This window comes from Pedobacter sp. SYP-B3415, assembly GCF_004138205.1.
Taxonomy (GTDB): domain Bacteria; phylum Bacteroidota; class Bacteroidia; order Sphingobacteriales; family Sphingobacteriaceae; genus Pedobacter.
This window is the reverse complement of sequence record NZ_RXNQ01000037.1, coordinates 218,627-235,551: the sequence shown is the minus strand read 5'-3', so window position 1 is coordinate 235,551 and position 16,925 is coordinate 218,627. Positions and strand designations below refer to the sequence as shown.

Annotated in this window: 17 protein-coding genes; 6 read left to right on the top strand and 11 right to left on the bottom strand. The window is 49.0% G+C overall.

Features of this window, described 5'->3' with window-relative positions; translation table 11 throughout:
• The first annotated feature begins 914 nt into the window (after positions 1–914).
• Together EJV45_RS19380 and EJV45_RS19375 are read left to right on the top strand one after the other, a co-directional pair.
• Positions 915–1,574 (top strand): MgtC/SapB family protein, encoded by a 660-nt coding sequence (locus EJV45_RS19380; protein WP_129718396.1) that lies wholly within the window; start codon positions 915–917, stop codon positions 1,572–1,574.
• A gap of 34 nt (positions 1,575–1,608) precedes the next feature.
• Positions 1,609–3,036 (top strand): L-serine ammonia-lyase, encoded by a 1,428-nt coding sequence (locus tag EJV45_RS19375; protein WP_129718394.1) that lies wholly within the window; start codon positions 1,609–1,611, stop codon positions 3,034–3,036.
• Here EJV45_RS19375 and EJV45_RS19370 read toward each other — a convergent pair.
• From EJV45_RS19370 to EJV45_RS19345, 6 genes are read right to left on the bottom strand one after another with little or no spacing between them, the layout of a single operon-like run.
• Complete coding sequence (locus tag EJV45_RS19370; RefSeq protein WP_129718392.1) at positions 3,033–4,376, bottom strand: DUF58 domain-containing protein; 1,344 nt, start codon at positions 4,374–4,376, stop codon at positions 3,033–3,035. The genes EJV45_RS19375 and EJV45_RS19370 overlap by 4 nt on opposite strands.
• Before the next feature lie 10 nt (positions 4,377–4,386).
• A complete protein-coding gene (locus EJV45_RS19365; RefSeq protein ID WP_129718390.1) occupies positions 4,387–5,364 on the bottom strand; it encodes a MoxR family ATPase in 978 nt (325 codons plus the stop codon).
• Positions 5,364–6,545, bottom strand: a complete 1,182-nt coding sequence (locus tag EJV45_RS19360; protein WP_129718388.1) for a DUF4350 domain-containing protein — start codon at positions 6,543–6,545, stop codon at positions 5,364–5,366. The genes EJV45_RS19365 and EJV45_RS19360 overlap by 1 nt, the downstream gene beginning before the upstream one ends.
• On the bottom strand, positions 6,542–7,288 hold the full coding sequence (locus EJV45_RS19355; RefSeq protein WP_129718386.1) for a DUF4129 domain-containing protein: 747 nt from the start codon (positions 7,286–7,288) through the stop codon (positions 6,542–6,544). Before EJV45_RS19355 ends, EJV45_RS19360 begins: the two co-directional genes overlap by 4 nt.
• Positions 7,263–8,150 carry a hypothetical protein gene (locus EJV45_RS19350; protein ID WP_129718384.1) on the bottom strand — a complete coding sequence of 296 codons (888 nt, stop codon included), beginning with the start codon at positions 8,148–8,150 and terminating at the stop codon, positions 7,263–7,265. Before EJV45_RS19350 ends, EJV45_RS19355 begins: the two co-directional genes overlap by 26 nt.
• Positions 8,131–9,102 (bottom strand): stage II sporulation protein M, encoded by a 972-nt coding sequence (locus EJV45_RS19345; RefSeq protein WP_129718382.1) that lies wholly within the window; start codon positions 9,100–9,102, stop codon positions 8,131–8,133. The genes EJV45_RS19350 and EJV45_RS19345 overlap by 20 nt, the downstream gene beginning before the upstream one ends.
• 77 nt (positions 9,103–9,179) lie before the next feature.
• Here EJV45_RS19345 and EJV45_RS19340 point away from each other — a divergent pair, with 77 nt between their 5' ends.
• On the top strand, positions 9,180–9,908 hold the full coding sequence (locus EJV45_RS19340) for an RDD family protein (RefSeq protein WP_129718380.1): 729 nt from the start codon (positions 9,180–9,182) through the stop codon (positions 9,906–9,908).
• On the opposite strand, the gene EJV45_RS19335 is transcribed toward EJV45_RS19340, so the two are convergent.
• From EJV45_RS19335 to EJV45_RS19315, 5 genes are all read right to left on the bottom strand, one after another.
• A complete protein-coding gene (locus tag EJV45_RS19335) occupies positions 9,905–10,312 on the bottom strand; it encodes a DUF2752 domain-containing protein (protein WP_129718378.1) in 408 nt (135 codons plus the stop codon). The genes EJV45_RS19340 and EJV45_RS19335 overlap by 4 nt on opposite strands.
• Positions 10,312–10,650: a CD225/dispanin family protein gene (locus EJV45_RS19330; protein ID WP_129718376.1), complete on the bottom strand. Its 339-nt coding sequence runs from the start codon at positions 10,648–10,650 to the stop codon at positions 10,312–10,314. Before EJV45_RS19330 ends, EJV45_RS19335 begins: the two co-directional genes overlap by 1 nt.
• A gap of 80 nt (positions 10,651–10,730) precedes the next feature.
• On the bottom strand, positions 10,731–11,369 hold the full coding sequence (locus EJV45_RS19325; RefSeq protein WP_240755356.1) for an SGNH/GDSL hydrolase family protein: 639 nt from the start codon (positions 11,367–11,369) through the stop codon (positions 10,731–10,733).
• 81 nt (positions 11,370–11,450) lie between these two features.
• Complete coding sequence (lipB, locus tag EJV45_RS19320; RefSeq protein ID WP_129718372.1) at positions 11,451–12,161, bottom strand: lipoyl(octanoyl) transferase LipB; 711 nt, start codon at positions 12,159–12,161, stop codon at positions 11,451–11,453.
• Between the two features lies 1 nt (position 12,162).
• Entirely contained in the window at positions 12,163–12,804 is a 642-nt protein-coding gene (locus EJV45_RS19315; protein ID WP_129718370.1) for a 4'-phosphopantetheinyl transferase superfamily protein, read from the bottom strand.
• A gap of 70 nt (positions 12,805–12,874) precedes the next feature.
• Here EJV45_RS19315 and dcd point away from each other — a divergent pair, with 70 nt between their 5' ends.
• The 3 genes from dcd to EJV45_RS19300 are packed head-to-tail and all read left to right on the top strand — an operon-like array spanning position 12,875 to position 16,911.
• Positions 12,875–13,411 carry a dCTP deaminase gene (gene dcd, locus EJV45_RS19310; protein WP_129718368.1) on the top strand — a complete coding sequence of 179 codons (537 nt, stop codon included), beginning with the start codon at positions 12,875–12,877 and terminating at the stop codon, positions 13,409–13,411.
• Between the two features lie 43 nt (positions 13,412–13,454).
• Positions 13,455–16,142 (top strand): TonB-dependent receptor plug domain-containing protein, encoded by a 2,688-nt coding sequence (locus EJV45_RS19305; RefSeq protein ID WP_129718366.1) that lies wholly within the window; start codon positions 13,455–13,457, stop codon positions 16,140–16,142.
• A 7-nt stretch (positions 16,143–16,149) separates the two neighbouring features.
• Positions 16,150–16,911, top strand: coding sequence for an enoyl-CoA hydratase/isomerase family protein (locus EJV45_RS19300; RefSeq protein WP_129718364.1), 762 nt, complete (start codon positions 16,150–16,152; stop codon positions 16,909–16,911).
• Positions 16,912–16,925 lie beyond the last annotated feature (14 nt).

Genomic DNA, 16,925 nt, shown 5'->3' with positions numbered 1-16,925 from the left:
CTCTCAAAGGCTTCGACAATTTCACGCTTAAATTCCTGCGAATACACCCGATGTGTACTGATTATTTTTCCTTGTGTTCTCATAATTTTTGTTCCCATTTTTGGGCAACTTATATCAGGGACATACATGCGCAGAACCCCACACCGTCATCCCCCCCTCTGGTCATTCGGAGCGTAGCGAAGAATCTAACAATGGATCCCGAGTCAAATCCTTCCGCCGCTCCGCTCTGTCTGGATGACTTTAAGGGGAACCACGAACCATGAATCATGAGTCAGGACCTGGGCGCAGAACCACTCATTGAGATTAAAGAAAAAAGAATAATGAAGAAAGACCGGTGCGCAGAACCCCACACCGTCATCCCCCCCTCTGGTCATTCAGAGCGCAGCGAAGAATCTAACAATGGATCCCGAGTCAGATCCTTCCGGCGCTCCGCTCTGTCTGGATGACTTTGAGGGGAACCATGAACCAGGAATCATGAGTCAGGACCTGGGCGCAGAACCCCTCAGTGAGACTAAAGAAAAAAGAAAAATGAGGAAAGACCTGGACGCAGAACCCCACACCGTCATCCCCCCCCTCTGGTCATTCAGAGCATAGCGAAGAATCTAACAAAAGATCGCAAGCCAGATCCTTCCGCCGCTCCGCTCTGTCTGGATGACTTCAAGGGGAACCAAGAGCCATGAATCATGAGTCAAGACCACTGCTGCCTAACCCCTCAAACGCCCTGTCCGGCTGAGGGGTTAGGCACCCTGTCTAAATACTAAATACGAATATCCATATACTATTCCAGGACTCAAATCTCATATCTCAAATCTCCACTAAATACGAACTACGAATATCTAAATACTATTGAACCAGCTAAATGTTGATTCAAGTAATCTATCCGCTTATCTTTGGTTAACTATCAACACTGACCAATGGGAGACAACCTGATTGAAACCGAACATTTCATTACACAAAGCGAAGTAAACAAATTGCTGCTGACCGTACTTTTGTGCGGCCTCATAGGTGCTGAACGTGAGTACCGCAGTAAATCTGCCGGCCTTAAAACTATGATCATGATTGGCCTCGGCTCCACCTTATTTACCATCCTTTCTGTTAAGATCGGTGTAAACAGCCATGACCGTATTGCGTCAAATATCGTGACCGGTATCGGTTTCCTCGGTGCCGGCGTGATCTTTAAAGAAGAGAACCGGGTTAAAGGACTGACAACCGCCTGTGTCATCTGGATCGTGGCGGCCATCGGCATGGCAGTCGGCTCCGGATTTTATGAACAGGGAATCGGCGTTACCGGCGCCGTGCTGCTCGCACTCTTCTTTTTTCCGTATTTCGAGGAAATCGGCGACCGCCGTTTCACCAAACGCGTTTACCGCATCGCGAAAAAGTATGAGCAGGAGAGCCTGGATACGTATGAAGAATACTTCAAACTGCACAAGCTTAAGCCAAGCCGCGGCAAGCAGGAACTGGCTAACGGGATAATCTCGGGTACCTGGTCCGCCACCGGCCGGCCAACCAACCATAAGAAATTCGTGGAACAGATGCTTCGCGACGAAGCCATCATTGAGTTCGAGTTCTAGAGATTTATCGCGAAAAACATCTTAGCTTTGTAAAATGCAAAGCGAACAAATTTCGGTTTTCGATATCTTTAAAATTGGCATCGGTCCATCAAGTTCCCACACGCTTGGTCCGTGGCGCGCTGCACAGCAGTTCACCGCTGCGGTTGCCGGACTGGGTGCTGCCGGGCAGGTTGTGCAGGTAAAGATCCTCCTGTATGGTTCGCTCGCAAAGACGGGGCGGGGCCATGGTACAGATGTAGCCGTGCTGCTCGGTTTGATCGGTGCAGACCCGGTTACCTTTGATGTTGGCGCCGTTACACCAACCGTTGATCAGATCCGTGCAACAGGAAAACTGAACTTCGGAGGCAGCCACCTGATCGATTTTGACTATGCCGAAGACCTGGTGTTTTTGTTCAATGAAAGCCTTCCTTTCCATCCAAACGCCGTAACATTCCAGGCTTTTCTGAATACCGGCAAAGCGTTCTCTGCAACCTATTACTCCATTGGCGGCGGTTTTGTTGTACGCGAAGGTGAGGCGGGCAGCGGTAAAGAAATGGCGGATCTTCCTTTCCCCATCGACAAGGCCCAGGACCTGCTTCACTGGTGCCGTAAAACAGGCCTGAAAGTCTCGGAGGTTGTTATGGAAAACGAACTCGCCTGGCGCAGCGAAGCAGAGACCCGGGCGGGCATGCTCCAGCTGTTTGCTGTGATGCGCGACTGTATTTACCGCGGATGCCATACTGCGGGATTTCTTCCCGGCGGACTTGATGTGGCGCGTCGTGCTGCCAGCCTGAACAAAAGACTGATTGGCGCGCGGAGTTACAATGACTATACCACCTGGATCGATGCCATCAGGCAGGGCGGAAACGGATTCAATTATATTCTCGACTGGGTAAGCTGTTTTGCGCTCGCCGTGAATGAAGAAAATGCATCGTTTGGCCGCGTTGTCACTGCACCAACCAATGGGGCCGCGGGCGTGATCCCCGCAGTACTTCAGTATTTTATTGTCTTCTGCGATGGCTTTTCTGAAGAGAAGATCCTGCAGTTCATCGCCTGCGCTTCAGAGATTGGCAGTATTTTCAAAAAGGGAGCAACCATTTCTGCAGCCATGGGCGGCTGCCAGGCAGAGATTGGCGTTTCGTCGGCAATGGCTGCTGCGGCGCTTACAGAATGCCTGGGCGGCTCGCAGCGGCAGGTCATGATGGCCGCCGAGATTGCTATGGAGCACCACCTCGGGCTCACCTGCGATCCTATTGGCGGCCTCGTTCAGATTCCATGCATAGAGCGCAATACGATGGGCGCAATAAAGGCCATCACGGCAAGTCAGCTGGCCTTACAAACCAATCCGGATAAAGCAAAGGTAAGCCTTGACGCGGTGGTCAATACCATGTGGGAAACCGCATTGGACATGAACGCCAAATACAAGGAAACTTCAGACGGCGGCCTGGCTACCAACATTCCAATCAGCCTGCCTGAATGTTAGATCCGGTTACGGGCTTTGATAGCCAGGTATTCATTAATAATATTGACCGTTAAATTTTGAGGTGCTGTCAGCAATGACAGAATGCCGTGCTGCTTCAGCTCCTGAACCATGAGTTTCTTTTCGTACAGGAATTTTTCGGCGATGGTCTGATTGTAAACCCCTTCTGTATCTGCACCTGGTTCAGAGGCCAGGCTTTTTAATTCAGAATTTTCAAAGAACACCACCAGCAGGAGGTGAAACGCTGACAGGCGGCGTAAATGCGGTAACTGTCTGCGCATGGCAGAAAGGCTTTCAAAATTTGTAAAGAAGACCAGCAGGCTGCGCTGTGTAAGGCGTGTACGGATGGTGGCGTAAAGCGCATCCAGGTTGTTTTCCAGGTAACGCGTTTTCTCGCGGTACAGCACCTGCAGGATGTTGTTTAGATGTCCGGCTTTCCTATCGGCCGGGACCATGGCGCCCATCTTTTCTGCAAGGGTGATCAGGCCGGCCTTGTCATCTTTCATCATGGCTACTTTCGCGAGTGCTACGGATGCATTGATAGCATAATCGAGCAGGCTGAGTCCGTCAAAAGGCATCCGCATGACCCGGCTTTTGTCAACAATACAATAAATGTGCTGAGCGCGTTCATCGATATAATTGTTCACCATCAGGTCGCCCTGCCGGGCAGATGCTTTCCAGTTTATCTTACGGATGTCATCACCATTCACATAACTTTTGATCTGCTCAAACTCCGAACTTTGACCGATTTTACGTACGCGTTTAATGCCCAGTTCGCTCAGGTGAGGCGAAATAGCCATCAGCTCATACTTCCGCATATGCAGGAAAGAGGGGTAAACGGGCAATACGCGGCTGCCTTCAAAATTGAAACGCCGTACAAGCAGTGCCAGCGGTGAGCGCACGAATACCCGCGTGTAGCCAAATTCGTATTCGCCTCTTTTTACAGGTCGCACTTTAAAATGAATGGACTGCAGGCCATATGCCGGTATGGTGGTACGAAAGTCCTTATCGCGCAGCTGGAACTGAAAAGGCAGCTCGTCAATTACCCGTACACCGGCGCGGAAAGGATAGTTATTCTGCAGCTGAATCACAACCGGGTTGTCATCGCCGTTGCTAAGCCTGCTGCCGGTTTCGCGCTGCGCTTCAAACGGTTGCCTGGTTCGGTACAGCAGCCAGAGATCAAGAGCAGTGAACAGTACAAAAACCCCAAATGCAATTTCAGGAATATCACCCAGCCAGCTGAAAAAGAACTTCAGCAGGAAAAGACACACCAGCAGGCCGAGACAGACGAAGAACCGGTCGCCGATAAAAAGATTGAGGTAAAAATGTCTGATCGATTTCAACTGCAGGCGCTTAACGTGGCACTTCTATCTTTTTTACGATCGCAGCAATTACTTCGCGCGCAGTGAGCCCTTCCATTTCTTTTTCCGGTGCTACAAGGATGCGATGGGCAAGAACGGGCTGGGCCACAGCGATGATATCGTCCGGCGTGATAAAATCCCTGCCCTGTATGGCTGCGAAGGCTTTTGATGCATGTACAATGGCCAGCGAGGCCCGCGGCGAAGCACCGAGGTAAACCGCCGGGTTATTGCGGGTCTCGTGAACAATGCGGGCAATAAATTCAAGCAGGTGGTCTTCCACATGAAAGTTTAAAATGGTTTTCCGGGCAGCAATAATTTCGTCGACAGACAGGACGGGTTCCAGCCCGTCCAACAGGCTTTTGGCATTGTTGTTATGCTGGGCCCGCAGAATGGCAGTCTCATCTTCAAGCGCCGGATAGGGTACCTCGATCTTGAACAGAAAACGGTCCAGCTGTGCTTCGGGAAGACGGTAGGTGCCTTCCTGTTCAATCGGGTTCTGTGTTGCCAGCACCATAAATGGCTCCTGCATCTGGTAGGTCTGCCCGTCTATGGTTACCTGGCGCTCTTCCATCACCTCAAAAAGTGCGGCCTGTGTTTTGGCGGGTGCACGGTTAATTTCATCGATCAGGATCATGTTTCCAAATACCGGTCCTTGTCTGAACTCAAAAGCAGTGGTTTTCGGATTAAAGATCGGTGTTCCAAGCACATCAGAAGGCATAAGGTCGGGCGTAAACTGGATGCGCGAGAAAACGGCATCAACAGATCTGGCCAGCAGTTTGGCACTCAGTGTTTTGGCAACGCCGGGCACGCCTTCTATCAGAACATGGCCGTCTGCAAGAAGGGCTACAATTAGAAAACTGATGGTTTCCTGCTGGCCGATCACAACCTGCGAAAGCGAAGTCCTGATCTTATTAACCGCGGCACTAAGCTGTCCAAGGTCTGTACGGGGCTCAAATTGTTCCTGCTCCATTATATTTTTCGTGTTTGTGTATAAAATTGGTCGACCGTTTCACTAAAGGCCAGCAGCTCACCCCCGGTCATTGCGGATGCCTGCTCGACATCCTGCATTCGTCTGAGCAATAGTTTGGCCGTGGCTGGTTTAACCCCGGTTTTTACTTCGAGGAGCTCTGATGTAAGTTGCTGTGTATCGATAAAGAACCGTGTACGCAGGTAATCTTTCAGATAAGTGAGCCTTTTCCTGGCAATGTCAAGATGGTTCGCTTCATGAAAGTACACCGAACCGACCACTTTGCTGAAAGCTACGGATGAATTTTCAAGCGGATCGTCGATCGGAATGATACGTTGCCTGCGTTTGGTCTCAAAAAGGACAAAAAGCAGGATGCCGGCAATGGCAAGGTAATACGCATGCCGCAACGGGGCGTATTTGAAGAAAACACGCATAGGGCTTGACTCGGCCTTAATTCCTTCGCTGTAATACGTGTCAAAAATAAGCGCGCGGCTTCCGGAAAGATAAGACAGGCTGCGGGCAGCATAGTCCGCACCGTCTTCTTTGAGCAGCTGGTAATTGCTGAAAAACGAGGGGTCGGGAAGCAGGTAAATTGAACCTTTCTTAATGGGGTACCGTACAAAATTCACTTTATTGTTTTCGGTTGTACCCAACACAACAGCCTGTGCAGAATCTATTTTTGAGAAAAACTGATCGCCGATGCGTTTGTCAAAATTGTAAGGCTGCGGGGCTCTCAGCGCGGGATTTGTAAAATTAACTGCGTCGCCCATGCCTGACAGGTCTACATTCAGGCGATATGAAGAGGTTATTTTCAGCTCTTTGTCCAGCACTTTACCGAAACTGTAACTGGCAATGAAAACCGTGTTGCCGGCGGCGGCAAAAGCTTTCAGCTCGCGCCAGTCCTCGCGGCTCAGCTCAATTGATCCGGCTACGATAAGGTATGAAGTATTCGATGAGTTTTTGTTTTTTAAGGTATTGTAAACCGGCGTATTGCTTTTTATGATCTGAGCACCGGGTACAATAGCCTTGAGCTCGCGCGATAAAATATAGGTGCCGAACGGAATCTTATCTACGGAAGAAAAACTTCTGGACCAATTTGTCGGAACGGGTTTGTTGTATTGCGCGACCAGGTAAATAACGAGCAAAACGATGCCGATGGCCATATAGATCCTGTATGCTCTCATTTGACCAGCCGGTTAAATTCATCAAAAGAGGACCTGATCGGCTCAAAACTCTGGGCATCGACGGGAAAATCACCATACCAGATATAATCAAACTTGCGCGTCAGCAGGCCAAAGGGATTTTTCAGCGCCGGATCTGCCAGTTCTTCCAGGTAGACCGAATTGGTTTTGCCCGGAGCCCAGTTGATCAGGCTTGCATCGGTAAGCCGTTTCAGGCTGCGCAGGTACAGCAGGCGCACAGCAAGGCGGTATCTGCCTTCATTGATCAGTTTGCTGATCTCAGTTTCATAGTCAATCTGGTGGATATCTTCATTCAAGACGTCGTAAGACAGGGCAGCACGCTCTGATTTTTTAGCAAACAACCGGTGGGAACCGAAAATTTTGATCGCCACATAAACAACCAGGGCAGCAAGCGCCGCAAGCAGGAGTGTTCTCACGAGTTGATTTGAACCGGCAGCGCCGAGTATCCTGGAAATCTGTTGCCAGAACCAGCCCCAAAACCGGCTCCAGAGACTCCGTTCCGTCTCGAGAACCTGCTCCCGGTATTGAAAGTCTTTCAGTTTTTTATATTGTGCCAGTTTTTGCTGATCAAATTGCCGGGGTTTTACTTTCACCGTATCGAGCGTGAGCGTTTTGACCTGCAGCTGGATGTTTGCAGCCGAGGCGTTTAATCTGCCCGCAGTAAATAAGATGAGCAACAGTATCCCGTAGAAACGCATGTTAATAGCTTTCAGGCCTTTCATCATGAGCGGTTTTATCGCTGAACTGGCTGATGCGCTCCATCAGACCTACGCCGTCTTTGCCTTCTGAAAGGCTGTAATAAGACAGGCAGCTTGCAATAACCGGCAGGATCAGGAAAACCTGGCAGAGGTACTGCAGCACTGTTGCAAGGATAGTAAAGGTTAATGAAAGCTCAGGTTTTCCCTTACTGAACAGTCCGATCATATTGATGATGGTAGCCGGCAGCGTGATGACCGTCGTGCTAAAGTAGGCCACGAGGTACATAATAAATAATACCCCGAAGGTAGTCCACCAGTTATTTTTGATCAGCCGGAACGACTTGTTCCATGCCTCCCCAAAGCTGGATTGTTCTATAACGAGCACTACATAAAACAGGCTGCAGACCGGAAACAGGTAAATACCCGGAATGACACACATTAAGGATCCGATTGCCAGCAGAATAAACCAGATAACGGAAGCGCCCAGTGTAGCCGTAAAAGTGTTCTTTACACGCAGCCACAGTTCTTCGTTACCCGGAACCACACGGCCTTTTTCCACATACAAACCGATGAAGGCGATTGTCGAGACAGTCATCAGTGTATACGTAAACCACATGCTGAGCAGCGCCCCGATATATTCCAGTCCGAACTGTGAGAATGAATCAAACACTCCCGGGCTATCTTTTTTGGTGATGATGTCGTTGTAATACTGAACGGCTTTGATCTGCTGAAAAATCATACTGATCATGCCGGCTACGACAAAGATGCCGCAATACATAAAAAACACGCGTACGAGCGCTCTGAAATTTTGCCTGATAAAGACAAAGGTGTCGTTTACGATCTCACCGAAATCGCGTGTTTTTTTTAACTCAACTCTTGGTGCCTGCATGCGTTTCAGTCAGATGATTTTTATAAAGCCGGGCAGGGTAGATGCCGGCATACCAAATAATAAATGCGGCTGAAGCGGCCAGAATGAGCACACTTAACCACATAGGCATCTCTGTGTGCCTTGTAACAAAACTTTCAAAAAAAGCCGCGAGGATAAAAATAGGGATAAGGCCTATGATGATCTTCATTCCATCCCGGGCACCGGCCTTCAGCGAATCCATGCGGCTGTATGTTTTCGGAAAGAGGAAACTGTTGCCCAGTATGAGCCCCGCTGCACCGGCAATCACAATGGCCGATATTTCAAGCGTTCCATGGATCCAGATGACCAGTACAGACTGAAGCCCAAGGCCCTTGCTGAAAAAATAATATTGAAATGAGCCCAGCATAATGCCGTTTCTGAAAAGTGAAAAGACTGTGCCCAGCGAAAAAAATGCACCCAGGGCAAACGTGTAGAAAGAAACGAAAATGTTGTTCAGTGCGATATAGGTGAACATCATCAGTTCGTTTTCCTGTTTGTATACGCCAAAAGGATCGCCTTTCGCAATGTTTTCATTCGTCATGTTGACGTACGCATTACCCATGATGAGGCGCACGAACGTATCATCATATTTTGCCGAAAGGGCGCCCATGGCACAGGCAATGACAAAAAAAACCAATGCGTATAACAACTGGCGGCGGTATTTGAAAAAGATAAATGGCAGTTCAGTTTGCCAGAAGTTTAAAAACCTTCCGCGGCGTTCTTTCCGGTTGCGGTAAAGGGACTGATGCAGCTTAAAGGCAAGCCCGTTCAGGTACGCGGTAGTTTTTGATTTAGGGTAAAATGTCTTTGAGAAAGCCAGATCATTTGTGATTTCGATGAAACGGTCTGCAAGTTCATCCGGAGATTGATGCGGAAGGGCATCATACCGTTGCCATTTTTCCGAGTTTTGCTTTACAAAGACCGCTTCGCGCATAGAGGTTAATTTCGAGCCCTTAAAATAATTACAAATTTTTTAAATGACCATTAAAAACAACAATATCTTTGAAGGGTATGCATACCGTTACCATCCAGACTGCACAAAATGTAGACATCGCTTATGATCTTGCCGGACTGGGCGAGCGTATCCTTGCCAGACTGATCGACTATGCTGTTTTTCTTGCGCTTTATCTCATTTTCATTATAACCGGCCTGGCCAGCGGCGTTGAGAACAGCACAGCCTTCATTGTGTTTATTGTGGTGGTGGCTGCAACCTACGTATTTTACGACCTGGCCTGCGAAGTGTTCTGGAACGGCCAAAGCCTTGGTAAAAGGGCTATGAAAATCAGGGTAATCAGTCTTGACGGAACCGCACCGCGGCTAAGCCAGTACCTGCTGCGCTGGGTGTTCAGGCTTGTTGATTTTACCCTTACCGGTCATATTTGCGCGCTGATTATGGTTGCGGTTTCAGACAAAAATCAAAGGCTTGGTGATCTCGTAGCAAACACGGCGGTTATTAAAACCACACCACGCACCGGCCTGGAACAGGTTGCTTTCCATCCCGTGGCAGATACCTATGAGCCGGTGTTCAGCGAGGCGGTGAACCTGAGCGATGAACAAATGGCGCTGATTCATGAAGTACTGACAAGTTTTTATAAAAACGGGAATGCCGCGCTTATCTATGCAATGGCCGGCGAAGTTCAGAAGTTTCTTCATGCAAATGTGCCGCAGGGCATGAATGAGCTTGTATTTCTGCAAACCATTCAAAGGGACTATAATGCGCTTGTAAACCGGATGGCTTAGTCTGAAGCCAGGTACTGGAAAGGGGTCAGGGGGATGTTGCGTAATATCCAGAACAATACGACGATAACAAAAATTATTCTGGCTGTCGCCGGATGCCCCACCACACGCCAGGAATAAGGTCTGCGGGTAATTCCGGATACCGTTTTGTGGTAATAATGCACAGCCAGAAATGGCAGGCTCATAACCAGCAGCAGGTTATTGTCTGCGGCCTGGCCAATGTTACCGTGAAGCAGCGCATGAATAGCGCGCTGTGACCCGCAGCCCGGACAATCGAGCCCGGTAAAGGTATGAAAAGGACATTTGGGAAAATAAACAGACCTTCCGGGATCATATCTGTAATAGACCACGGCAAGCGCGGCTACGACGATCAGTATTCCCGGAAGGTACCATTTCTTATATCGCATTAGCGGCCAAGCATTGCCCCGCCAACACCTAGGATAACGACAACTACGAAATACAGTATTCCTACAACCAGGCCGATAATAAAGCCGAGTTTGGTGTATTTCCAGGCATCTTTTGAAGCTGCCTGCGCACCCGCATAATCGCCTGCATCATACCGGCTGTTTACGTTTGCTGCGTTGACAATACCAGCAATGCCAAGGGGTAGACAGCATAAGATTGTAACCAGGATCGACTCTACAAGGTAGTTCTTTGGCCGCGGCGTAAGCGGGTTGTTAAAATTCGATTGTCCGAACGGCGGCTGTTGTCCGGGGGGCTGGCCGAAAGGTTGGTTTTCTTCCATAACAGTGGTTTAAGAGGTAAATGGTAATTTTCTGCCTAAGATAACAGAATAACTGATAAACTGTTCGAAAGAAGTTAAACTTAAAACTGCCGTAAAATTTTAGGAAAAACGGCTGCCACCCAGCTGCTGTACATCTTCTGTGAAGGATGAAGGCCATCTTCAGCAAGCAGCGTCCGGTCTGATGCAGCGTTTCGCGACGCGGGCGTGATATCGGTGAAATCAATACCGCGAATGGTACATTCTTTTTGTGCGATAGCGTTGTATGCATCAATTTCAGTCGCGATGGTTTCTTTGTTTCTTCCTGATGCTGCTGCAAAAGGCGTTACGCCCCAGTCGGGGATGGAAATAACAAAAACCCGCTCCTTCCGACCGCCGGCATAAGCAATCGCCTTTTGCAGGAGTTCGCTGAATTCTTTTTTATAGACATCCGGCGGGTAGCCGCGATACTGATTATTTACACCGATAAGCAGGGTTACGAGGTCATATTCGTTTCTTACAGGAGGCTTATGCAGTGCGCTGAGCAGTTCGCCGGTTGTCCAGCCGGTTTTTGCGATTACCTCGGGCGGGGCAAAACGCGCTGATCCGGAAGCAAGGCTGTCGCGAAGCTGGAAAGGGAAGGACTCTTCCGGTTTTACCGCTTCGCCGATTGTATATGAATCGCCTAGGGCCAGGTAGTAAAATTGTTCCTTAACGGGAGGAAGGGTTGCGTGTGTGCTCATAGATTGCCTGCAGTTTAGTGCCAGCAAACATAATAAACTCTGCAGGATCAGTTTCATACCTGCATGTACGAAACGGGCGGGTCAGGGGTTTTCTGTGATGATCTGCATGCCAAAGATCTCAGACAGGTGTTTTTTCATTGTTTCTTTCACCTCAGCAAGCGGGACCTGATAACCGAGTTCCTGCTCCATTGACGTTACAGCCTTGTCATCGATACCGCAGGGCACGATGTTATTAAAATAGCTTAAATCCGGATTTACGTTAAAGGCAAAGCCGTGCATGGTTACCCACCTGCTGCACCTGACGCCCATAGCGCAAATTTTCCGGGCGCGGTCTCCCTCGGGTTCTATCCACACGCCGGTATAGCCCGGGTAACGCCCGGCAGCAATGCCATAATCGGCCAGGGTGCGGATCACTGCTTCTTCCATCTCACGAAGGTACAGGTGGATATCGGTAAAGAAATTTTCCAGGTCGAGGATGGGGTAGCCGACCAGCTGTCCCGGTCCGTGATAGGTAATATCGCCGCCCCTGTTAATTTTGTAGAAGCTGGCCTGTTTAACGGCCAGGCCCTGCTCGTCGAGCAGCAGGTTTTCTGCTTTGCCGCTTTTACCAAGCGTATACACGTGCGGGTGTTCGCAAAAAATCAGGTAGTTTGGAGTAGGAAGTTCTGTCTGCTCAACCCGGTTCTGCGTTTTCAGCGAAACAATCTTGTTCAACAGCGCTTCCTGCCGGTCCCAGCCTTCCTGATAGTCGGTCAGGCCCCAATCTTCGAAACGTACCGAAGTGTTTTTCATCTTATCCAATTACATAACCGAGCATATAGCCGTCGGCTGTTTTAAAATAACTGACTTCCAGTTCACGGCGGCCCTGCTGAAGGTCGACTGCAATATCAAGTTTACCGCTGTCTGCGGCTTCAAACGGACTGATGTGCATATCTTTCCTGAATTCCAGGCCTTTAATGCCATTCCATTTATAGACCGCCTCTTTTGCGCACCAGCAGGCATACAGGGCATCTACATCCGTATCTACCTGCAGGTGCATAAGTTCATGCTCATTCAGGAATTTTTTTCTGATCAGCACGATCTTTTGTTTGATGAGCTCGATGTCGATACCCACCTTTCTGTCTTTGCCGATCATAACGGCAGCATAATCATATGAATGACTAAGCGAAATATGGTAATCGAAGTTTACAAGAAAGGGTTTTCCATGCTCATCCATACGGCAGTCGATGTATTCTTCGGTGTTCAGCATTTTGCGCAGCAGGACCCGTGTGCTCAGCCAGTGGATAAGGCGTTTGCTGTTGCCAAGGCTGTTAACCGTTTCCAGTTCATGTGGTTTGAGTTGCAGACTGCTGAGCAGTTCTGAAGCAGTTTCCTCTATCTTCCAGAGGGCTATGGCCGTTTGGGCATCGATTTCCTGCTGGTAAACTATGGGCATGTTCTAATTTGGAAATTCGGTACAAAACTATCTTAAATTAATCATAAATTCGTTGCCTGGTTCTCATAAAATGATACTTTCAGACAAACGGATACTTGAAGAAATTGAAAAAGGTACGATCATAATCGAGCCTTTCAGACCCGAATGCCTGGGTACCAATTCTTATGATGTGCACCTTGGTAAATACCTGGCAACTTACAACGACCGGGTGCTCGACGCGCGCAAGCACAACGAAATCGAGCATTTTGAAATTGGCAAAGACGGCTTCGTGCTTCAGCCGGGAACGCTGTATCTCGGCGTTACACTCGAATACACCGAAACACACGGTCATGTGCCGTTTCTGGAAGGCAAAAGCAGTACCGGCAGGCTTGGAATAGACATTCATGCTACAGCGGGTAAAGGTGATGTGGGCTTCTGCAACACCTGGACACTTGAAATTTCGGTAGCGCAGCCCGTTCGTGTTTACGCAGGCATGCCGATCGGGCAGCTGATCTATTTTGTAGTTGAAGGACAGATTGAAACGCTGTATAACTCAAAGGGAAATGCAAAATATAACCGCAAGACGACCAGGCCAGTAGAAAGCATGATGTGGAAAAATAAATTCTGAGAAATTTTGCTAACTTCATCGGAACTTTTCTCCAGCACATTTTATGAGAACCCGAATCTTATACCTGGCTGTCTCTTTACTGACGCTAGTAACGCTTGGTGCCGCTACGTTTATACAGGACGACCCCTTTGCCGCCATTCTAAAAAAACTTGAACAGTTTACCGCAAGTCATCCGCAGGAGAAAGTACACCTCCATCTTGATAAACCCTACTATGCCGTTGGCGATGACATCTGGTTTAAAGCCTATGTTGTAGATGCGCGCTCTGGCGAACCCACCATGCAAAGCCGTATTCTTTACGTTGAACTTATCAATGAACGCGATTCGCTCAAACAGCAGCTGAAGCTGCCCATGACAGCCGGAATTATCTGGGGAGATTTTAAACTTACCGATTCGCTCAGCGAAGGGAACTACCGGATCAGGGCCTACACGCAGTTGATGCGTAATGCCGGACCGGATTTTTTCTTTGACAAAACCATCCGTATAGCCAATTCATGGACCAATACCGTTTTTGTAGATACCCGTTTCGAGTATGGTAAAGGCGAAGGGGCGCAGAACCGCGCCATTGCCAGTTTTAAAAATAAGGCCGGCGAGCCGTATGCCAACCAGAATGTGAGTTATGATGTTCAGATCGATTACCGGAGTATCACAAAAGGGCGGACAAAAACAGATGCCAGCGGCAATGCGGTCATTCCGTTTGCCACACCGGGGCCCGGGGGGTTGAAAGCCGGGCGGATTGTATCCAGCCTGGCGCTTGAAGACGGCAAGCGGGTTACAAAGGTGATCCCAGTTCTGCCCAGGGCTGCCGAACTGGATGTGCAGTTTTTTCCTGAAGGTGGGTACCTGCTGCAGGACCTGCCCTGTAAAGTTGCCTTTAAGGTTTCTGATGCAAGTGGAAGGGGACAGGCTGCCAGGGGAGTTGTCCTCGATGAACAGGGCAGCCAGATCAGCAATTTTGAGAGTAATGCCCTCGGGTTCGGTAACTTTATCATTAACCCGCAGGCAGGAAAAAATTATAAAGCGCGTGTTACTTTCGCAGACGGTTCTGAAAAAACCATGAACCTTCCGGCAGCGAAATCCGCCGGGATTACCCTGGCTGTAAACAATAGCGATCCCGCGAAAATTACACTCAGACTGTATACAACAGCAGATGCTGTAAATGCGGGCGAAATAAAACTTGTTGGCCAAAGCGGCGGCGTGGTTTATTTGAGCCAGCGTATCAACATAAGTAAACAGCTGACCAATGTGACCATTAAAAAAGAGGACCTGCCAAACGGCATTCTCCAGCTCACGCTTTTCTCGGCAGACAACATGCCGCTGGCTGAGCGTCTGGTCTTCGTGCGCCGTGCCGACCAGGAAATAGCGCTCGATTTTGGCAGTCCGGCTCAAACAGCTGCCGCCAGACAGAAAATGAAGTTCGATTTTTCGGCAAGTGCGGCGGGTAAACCGGTGCAGGGAAGTTTTTCGGTTTCAGTAACAAACGCAGCAAAAGTTGCACCTGATCCGGATAATGAAACAAACATCTTCACATCGCTCCTGTTAAGCGGCGACCTTCCGGGTTATATTGAAAAACCGAATGCATATTTTAAAGACTCTTCCCCTGCGACTGTTGAGGCACTGGACAACCTGATGCTTACCCACGGATGGCGGCGGTTTGTGTGGAAAAATATCATAGCCGGCGTAAATGCGCCACTCGTATTCAAACCCGAAAAATCGATGCGCATCAGCGGTGTGGCGAAATCATACGGCGGAAAACCGGTTGTGAAAGGTAAAATCTCGCTGTTGGCCACACAAGGCGGATTGTTCATGTCTGATACACTTACAAATGACAAAGGCGAATTTGTTTTTGATGACCTTGTGTTTGGCGACAGTGTGAAATTTGTTGTGCAGGCACGTACAGACAAAAACCGTAAAAGTGTGGATATAACGCTTGACCAGCAGAACGGACAGCTTGTTACAAAAAATAAGAATACCGGCGATATTGAAGTGAATGTAAACACATCACTTGCCGGCTACCTGACTGCGAATGAACGGTACATACAGGAACTTGAGCGGTCCGGCAGGCTGCAGCGTACCATTACACTTGATCAGGTGAATATTGTTGAGAAGAAAAACCCTGCGAGAAATTCTGCAAACCTCAACGGACCGGGTCGGGCAGATTTTGTGCTTACCGCAGATAAACTAACGGCCTGTGCAACGCTGAGTCAGTGTCTTCAGGGCAGGCTGCCGTTCGTTTTGTTCAGAAACGGAATTCCGTACTCAACCCGGACCCCGAACACACCGATGCTGATTGTTCTGGATGGTATGCAGGTTGAAGGAGACTTTCTTGATAACATCAATCCGAATGATGTGGAAACCATCGAAGTATTGCGTACAATAGGGAACCTGGCAATTTATGGCAGCCGCGGCGGTGGCGGCATTCTCGTCATAACCACCAAACGCGGCGATGGCGCACGTACCAATACCTTCGTCCCCGGCATCGTAACCTTTACGCCGAAAGGATATTCTATGGTCAGGGAATTCTTTTCGCCTGATTATGACAAAACGAAAAACGAGCGTCCTGACCTGCGCAGCACGGTTTACTGGAACCCGCACGTGGTCACATCGGCCGAAGGCAAAGGCAGCTTTTCATTCTTTAATGCGGACGAAAAGGGAACTTACCGCGTTGTAGTAGAAGGCATCGATGCTTCAGGGCATCTGGCCAGAAAGGTATTTACATACGAGCTGAAATAATAATCACATGAACACCATAGTAGTAAATGTTAAAGACAGGCTGGCGACCATTACCCTTAACAGGCCGAAATCAAATGCGCTGAACGGGGAGATGATCGGCGAGATCAATGATATCCTGAACAGCATTGCGGCTGATGATCAGATTGGTGGGGTGATCATTACAGGAAAGGAACCTTTTTTCTCTGCCGGGCTGGACCTGGTAGAGCTGTATGGATATAATGAACAGGAGGCAGCCGGCTTCTGGCGGCAGTTTATGGATTTTGTACATACGCTGGTCGCTTTTCCAAAACCGATGGTGGCAGCTATAAGCGGGCATAGCCCCGCGGGAGGCTGCATCATTGCCCTTGCTGCCGATTACCGGATTATGGCTGAGGGAAAATTCATTATCGGGCTGAACGAGGTTCCGGTCGGCATTATTGTACCTGAAAGTATTTTTGAGCTGTATGCTTTCTGGATTGGTAAAGCCGCTGCCGCGCGAAGTTTGCTTGAAGGCCGTCTTTTCCAGCCTCAGGAAGCGCTTGCCGCCGGGCTTGTTGACGAAGTGGTAAGCCCTGCCGGACTTCTGACTGCTGCCGACCGCAGGATCAGAAAGTATATGCAGCTTGAGCGTAATACCTGGCAGCAAAGCAAACTGAATATCAGGCGCAAGCTGATCGCAGCCATGGCTGCAGACCAAAGCGATATGCTTGAAAAAATGCTTAAACAATGGTGGTCGCCGGCAACCCGGCACATTCTTGAAACCATCTTAAAGAATCTACAGAACAAATAAATCAGACCTTCCTG

What these genes read in the sequence shown, in the direction of transcription:
- EJV45_RS19335 (WP_129718378.1), bottom strand. Translation starts at nt 10,312, where the DNA reads ATGCGATATAAGAAATGGTACCTTCCGGGAATACTGATCGTCGTAGCC.
- EJV45_RS19360 (WP_129718388.1), bottom strand. Translation starts at nt 6,545, where the DNA reads ATGAGAGCATACAGGATCTATATGGCCATCGGCATCGTTTTGCTCGTT.
- EJV45_RS19350 (WP_129718384.1), bottom strand. Translation starts at nt 8,150, where the DNA reads ATGCAGGCACCAAGAGTTGAGTTAAAAAAAACACGCGATTTCGGTGAG.
- EJV45_RS19300 (WP_129718364.1), top strand. Translation starts at nt 16,150, where the DNA reads ATGAACACCATAGTAGTAAATGTTAAAGACAGGCTGGCGACCATTACC.
- EJV45_RS19380 (WP_129718396.1), top strand. Translation starts at nt 915, where the DNA reads ATGGGAGACAACCTGATTGAAACCGAACATTTCATTACACAAAGCGAA.
- EJV45_RS19330 (WP_129718376.1), bottom strand. Translation starts at nt 10,650, where the DNA reads ATGGAAGAAAACCAACCTTTCGGCCAGCCCCCCGGACAACAGCCGCCG.
- EJV45_RS19305 (WP_129718366.1), top strand. Translation starts at nt 13,455, where the DNA reads ATGAGAACCCGAATCTTATACCTGGCTGTCTCTTTACTGACGCTAGTA.
- EJV45_RS19340 (WP_129718380.1), top strand. Translation starts at nt 9,180, where the DNA reads ATGCATACCGTTACCATCCAGACTGCACAAAATGTAGACATCGCTTAT.
- EJV45_RS19365 (WP_129718390.1), bottom strand. Translation starts at nt 5,364, where the DNA reads ATGGAGCAGGAACAATTTGAGCCCCGTACAGACCTTGGACAGCTTAGT.
- EJV45_RS19355 (WP_129718386.1), bottom strand. Translation starts at nt 7,288, where the DNA reads ATGATGAAAGGCCTGAAAGCTATTAACATGCGTTTCTACGGGATACTG.
- dcd (WP_129718368.1), top strand. Translation starts at nt 12,875, where the DNA reads ATGATACTTTCAGACAAACGGATACTTGAAGAAATTGAAAAAGGTACG.
- lipB (WP_129718372.1), bottom strand. Translation starts at nt 12,161, where the DNA reads ATGAAAAACACTTCGGTACGTTTCGAAGATTGGGGCCTGACCGACTAT.
- EJV45_RS19315 (WP_129718370.1), bottom strand. Translation starts at nt 12,804, where the DNA reads ATGCCCATAGTTTACCAGCAGGAAATCGATGCCCAAACGGCCATAGCC.
- EJV45_RS19345 (WP_129718382.1), bottom strand. Translation starts at nt 9,102, where the DNA reads ATGCGCGAAGCGGTCTTTGTAAAGCAAAACTCGGAAAAATGGCAACGG.
- EJV45_RS19325 (WP_240755356.1), bottom strand. Translation starts at nt 11,369, where the DNA reads ATGAGCACACACGCAACCCTTCCTCCCGTTAAGGAACAATTTTACTAC.
- EJV45_RS19375 (WP_129718394.1), top strand. Translation starts at nt 1,609, where the DNA reads ATGCAAAGCGAACAAATTTCGGTTTTCGATATCTTTAAAATTGGCATC.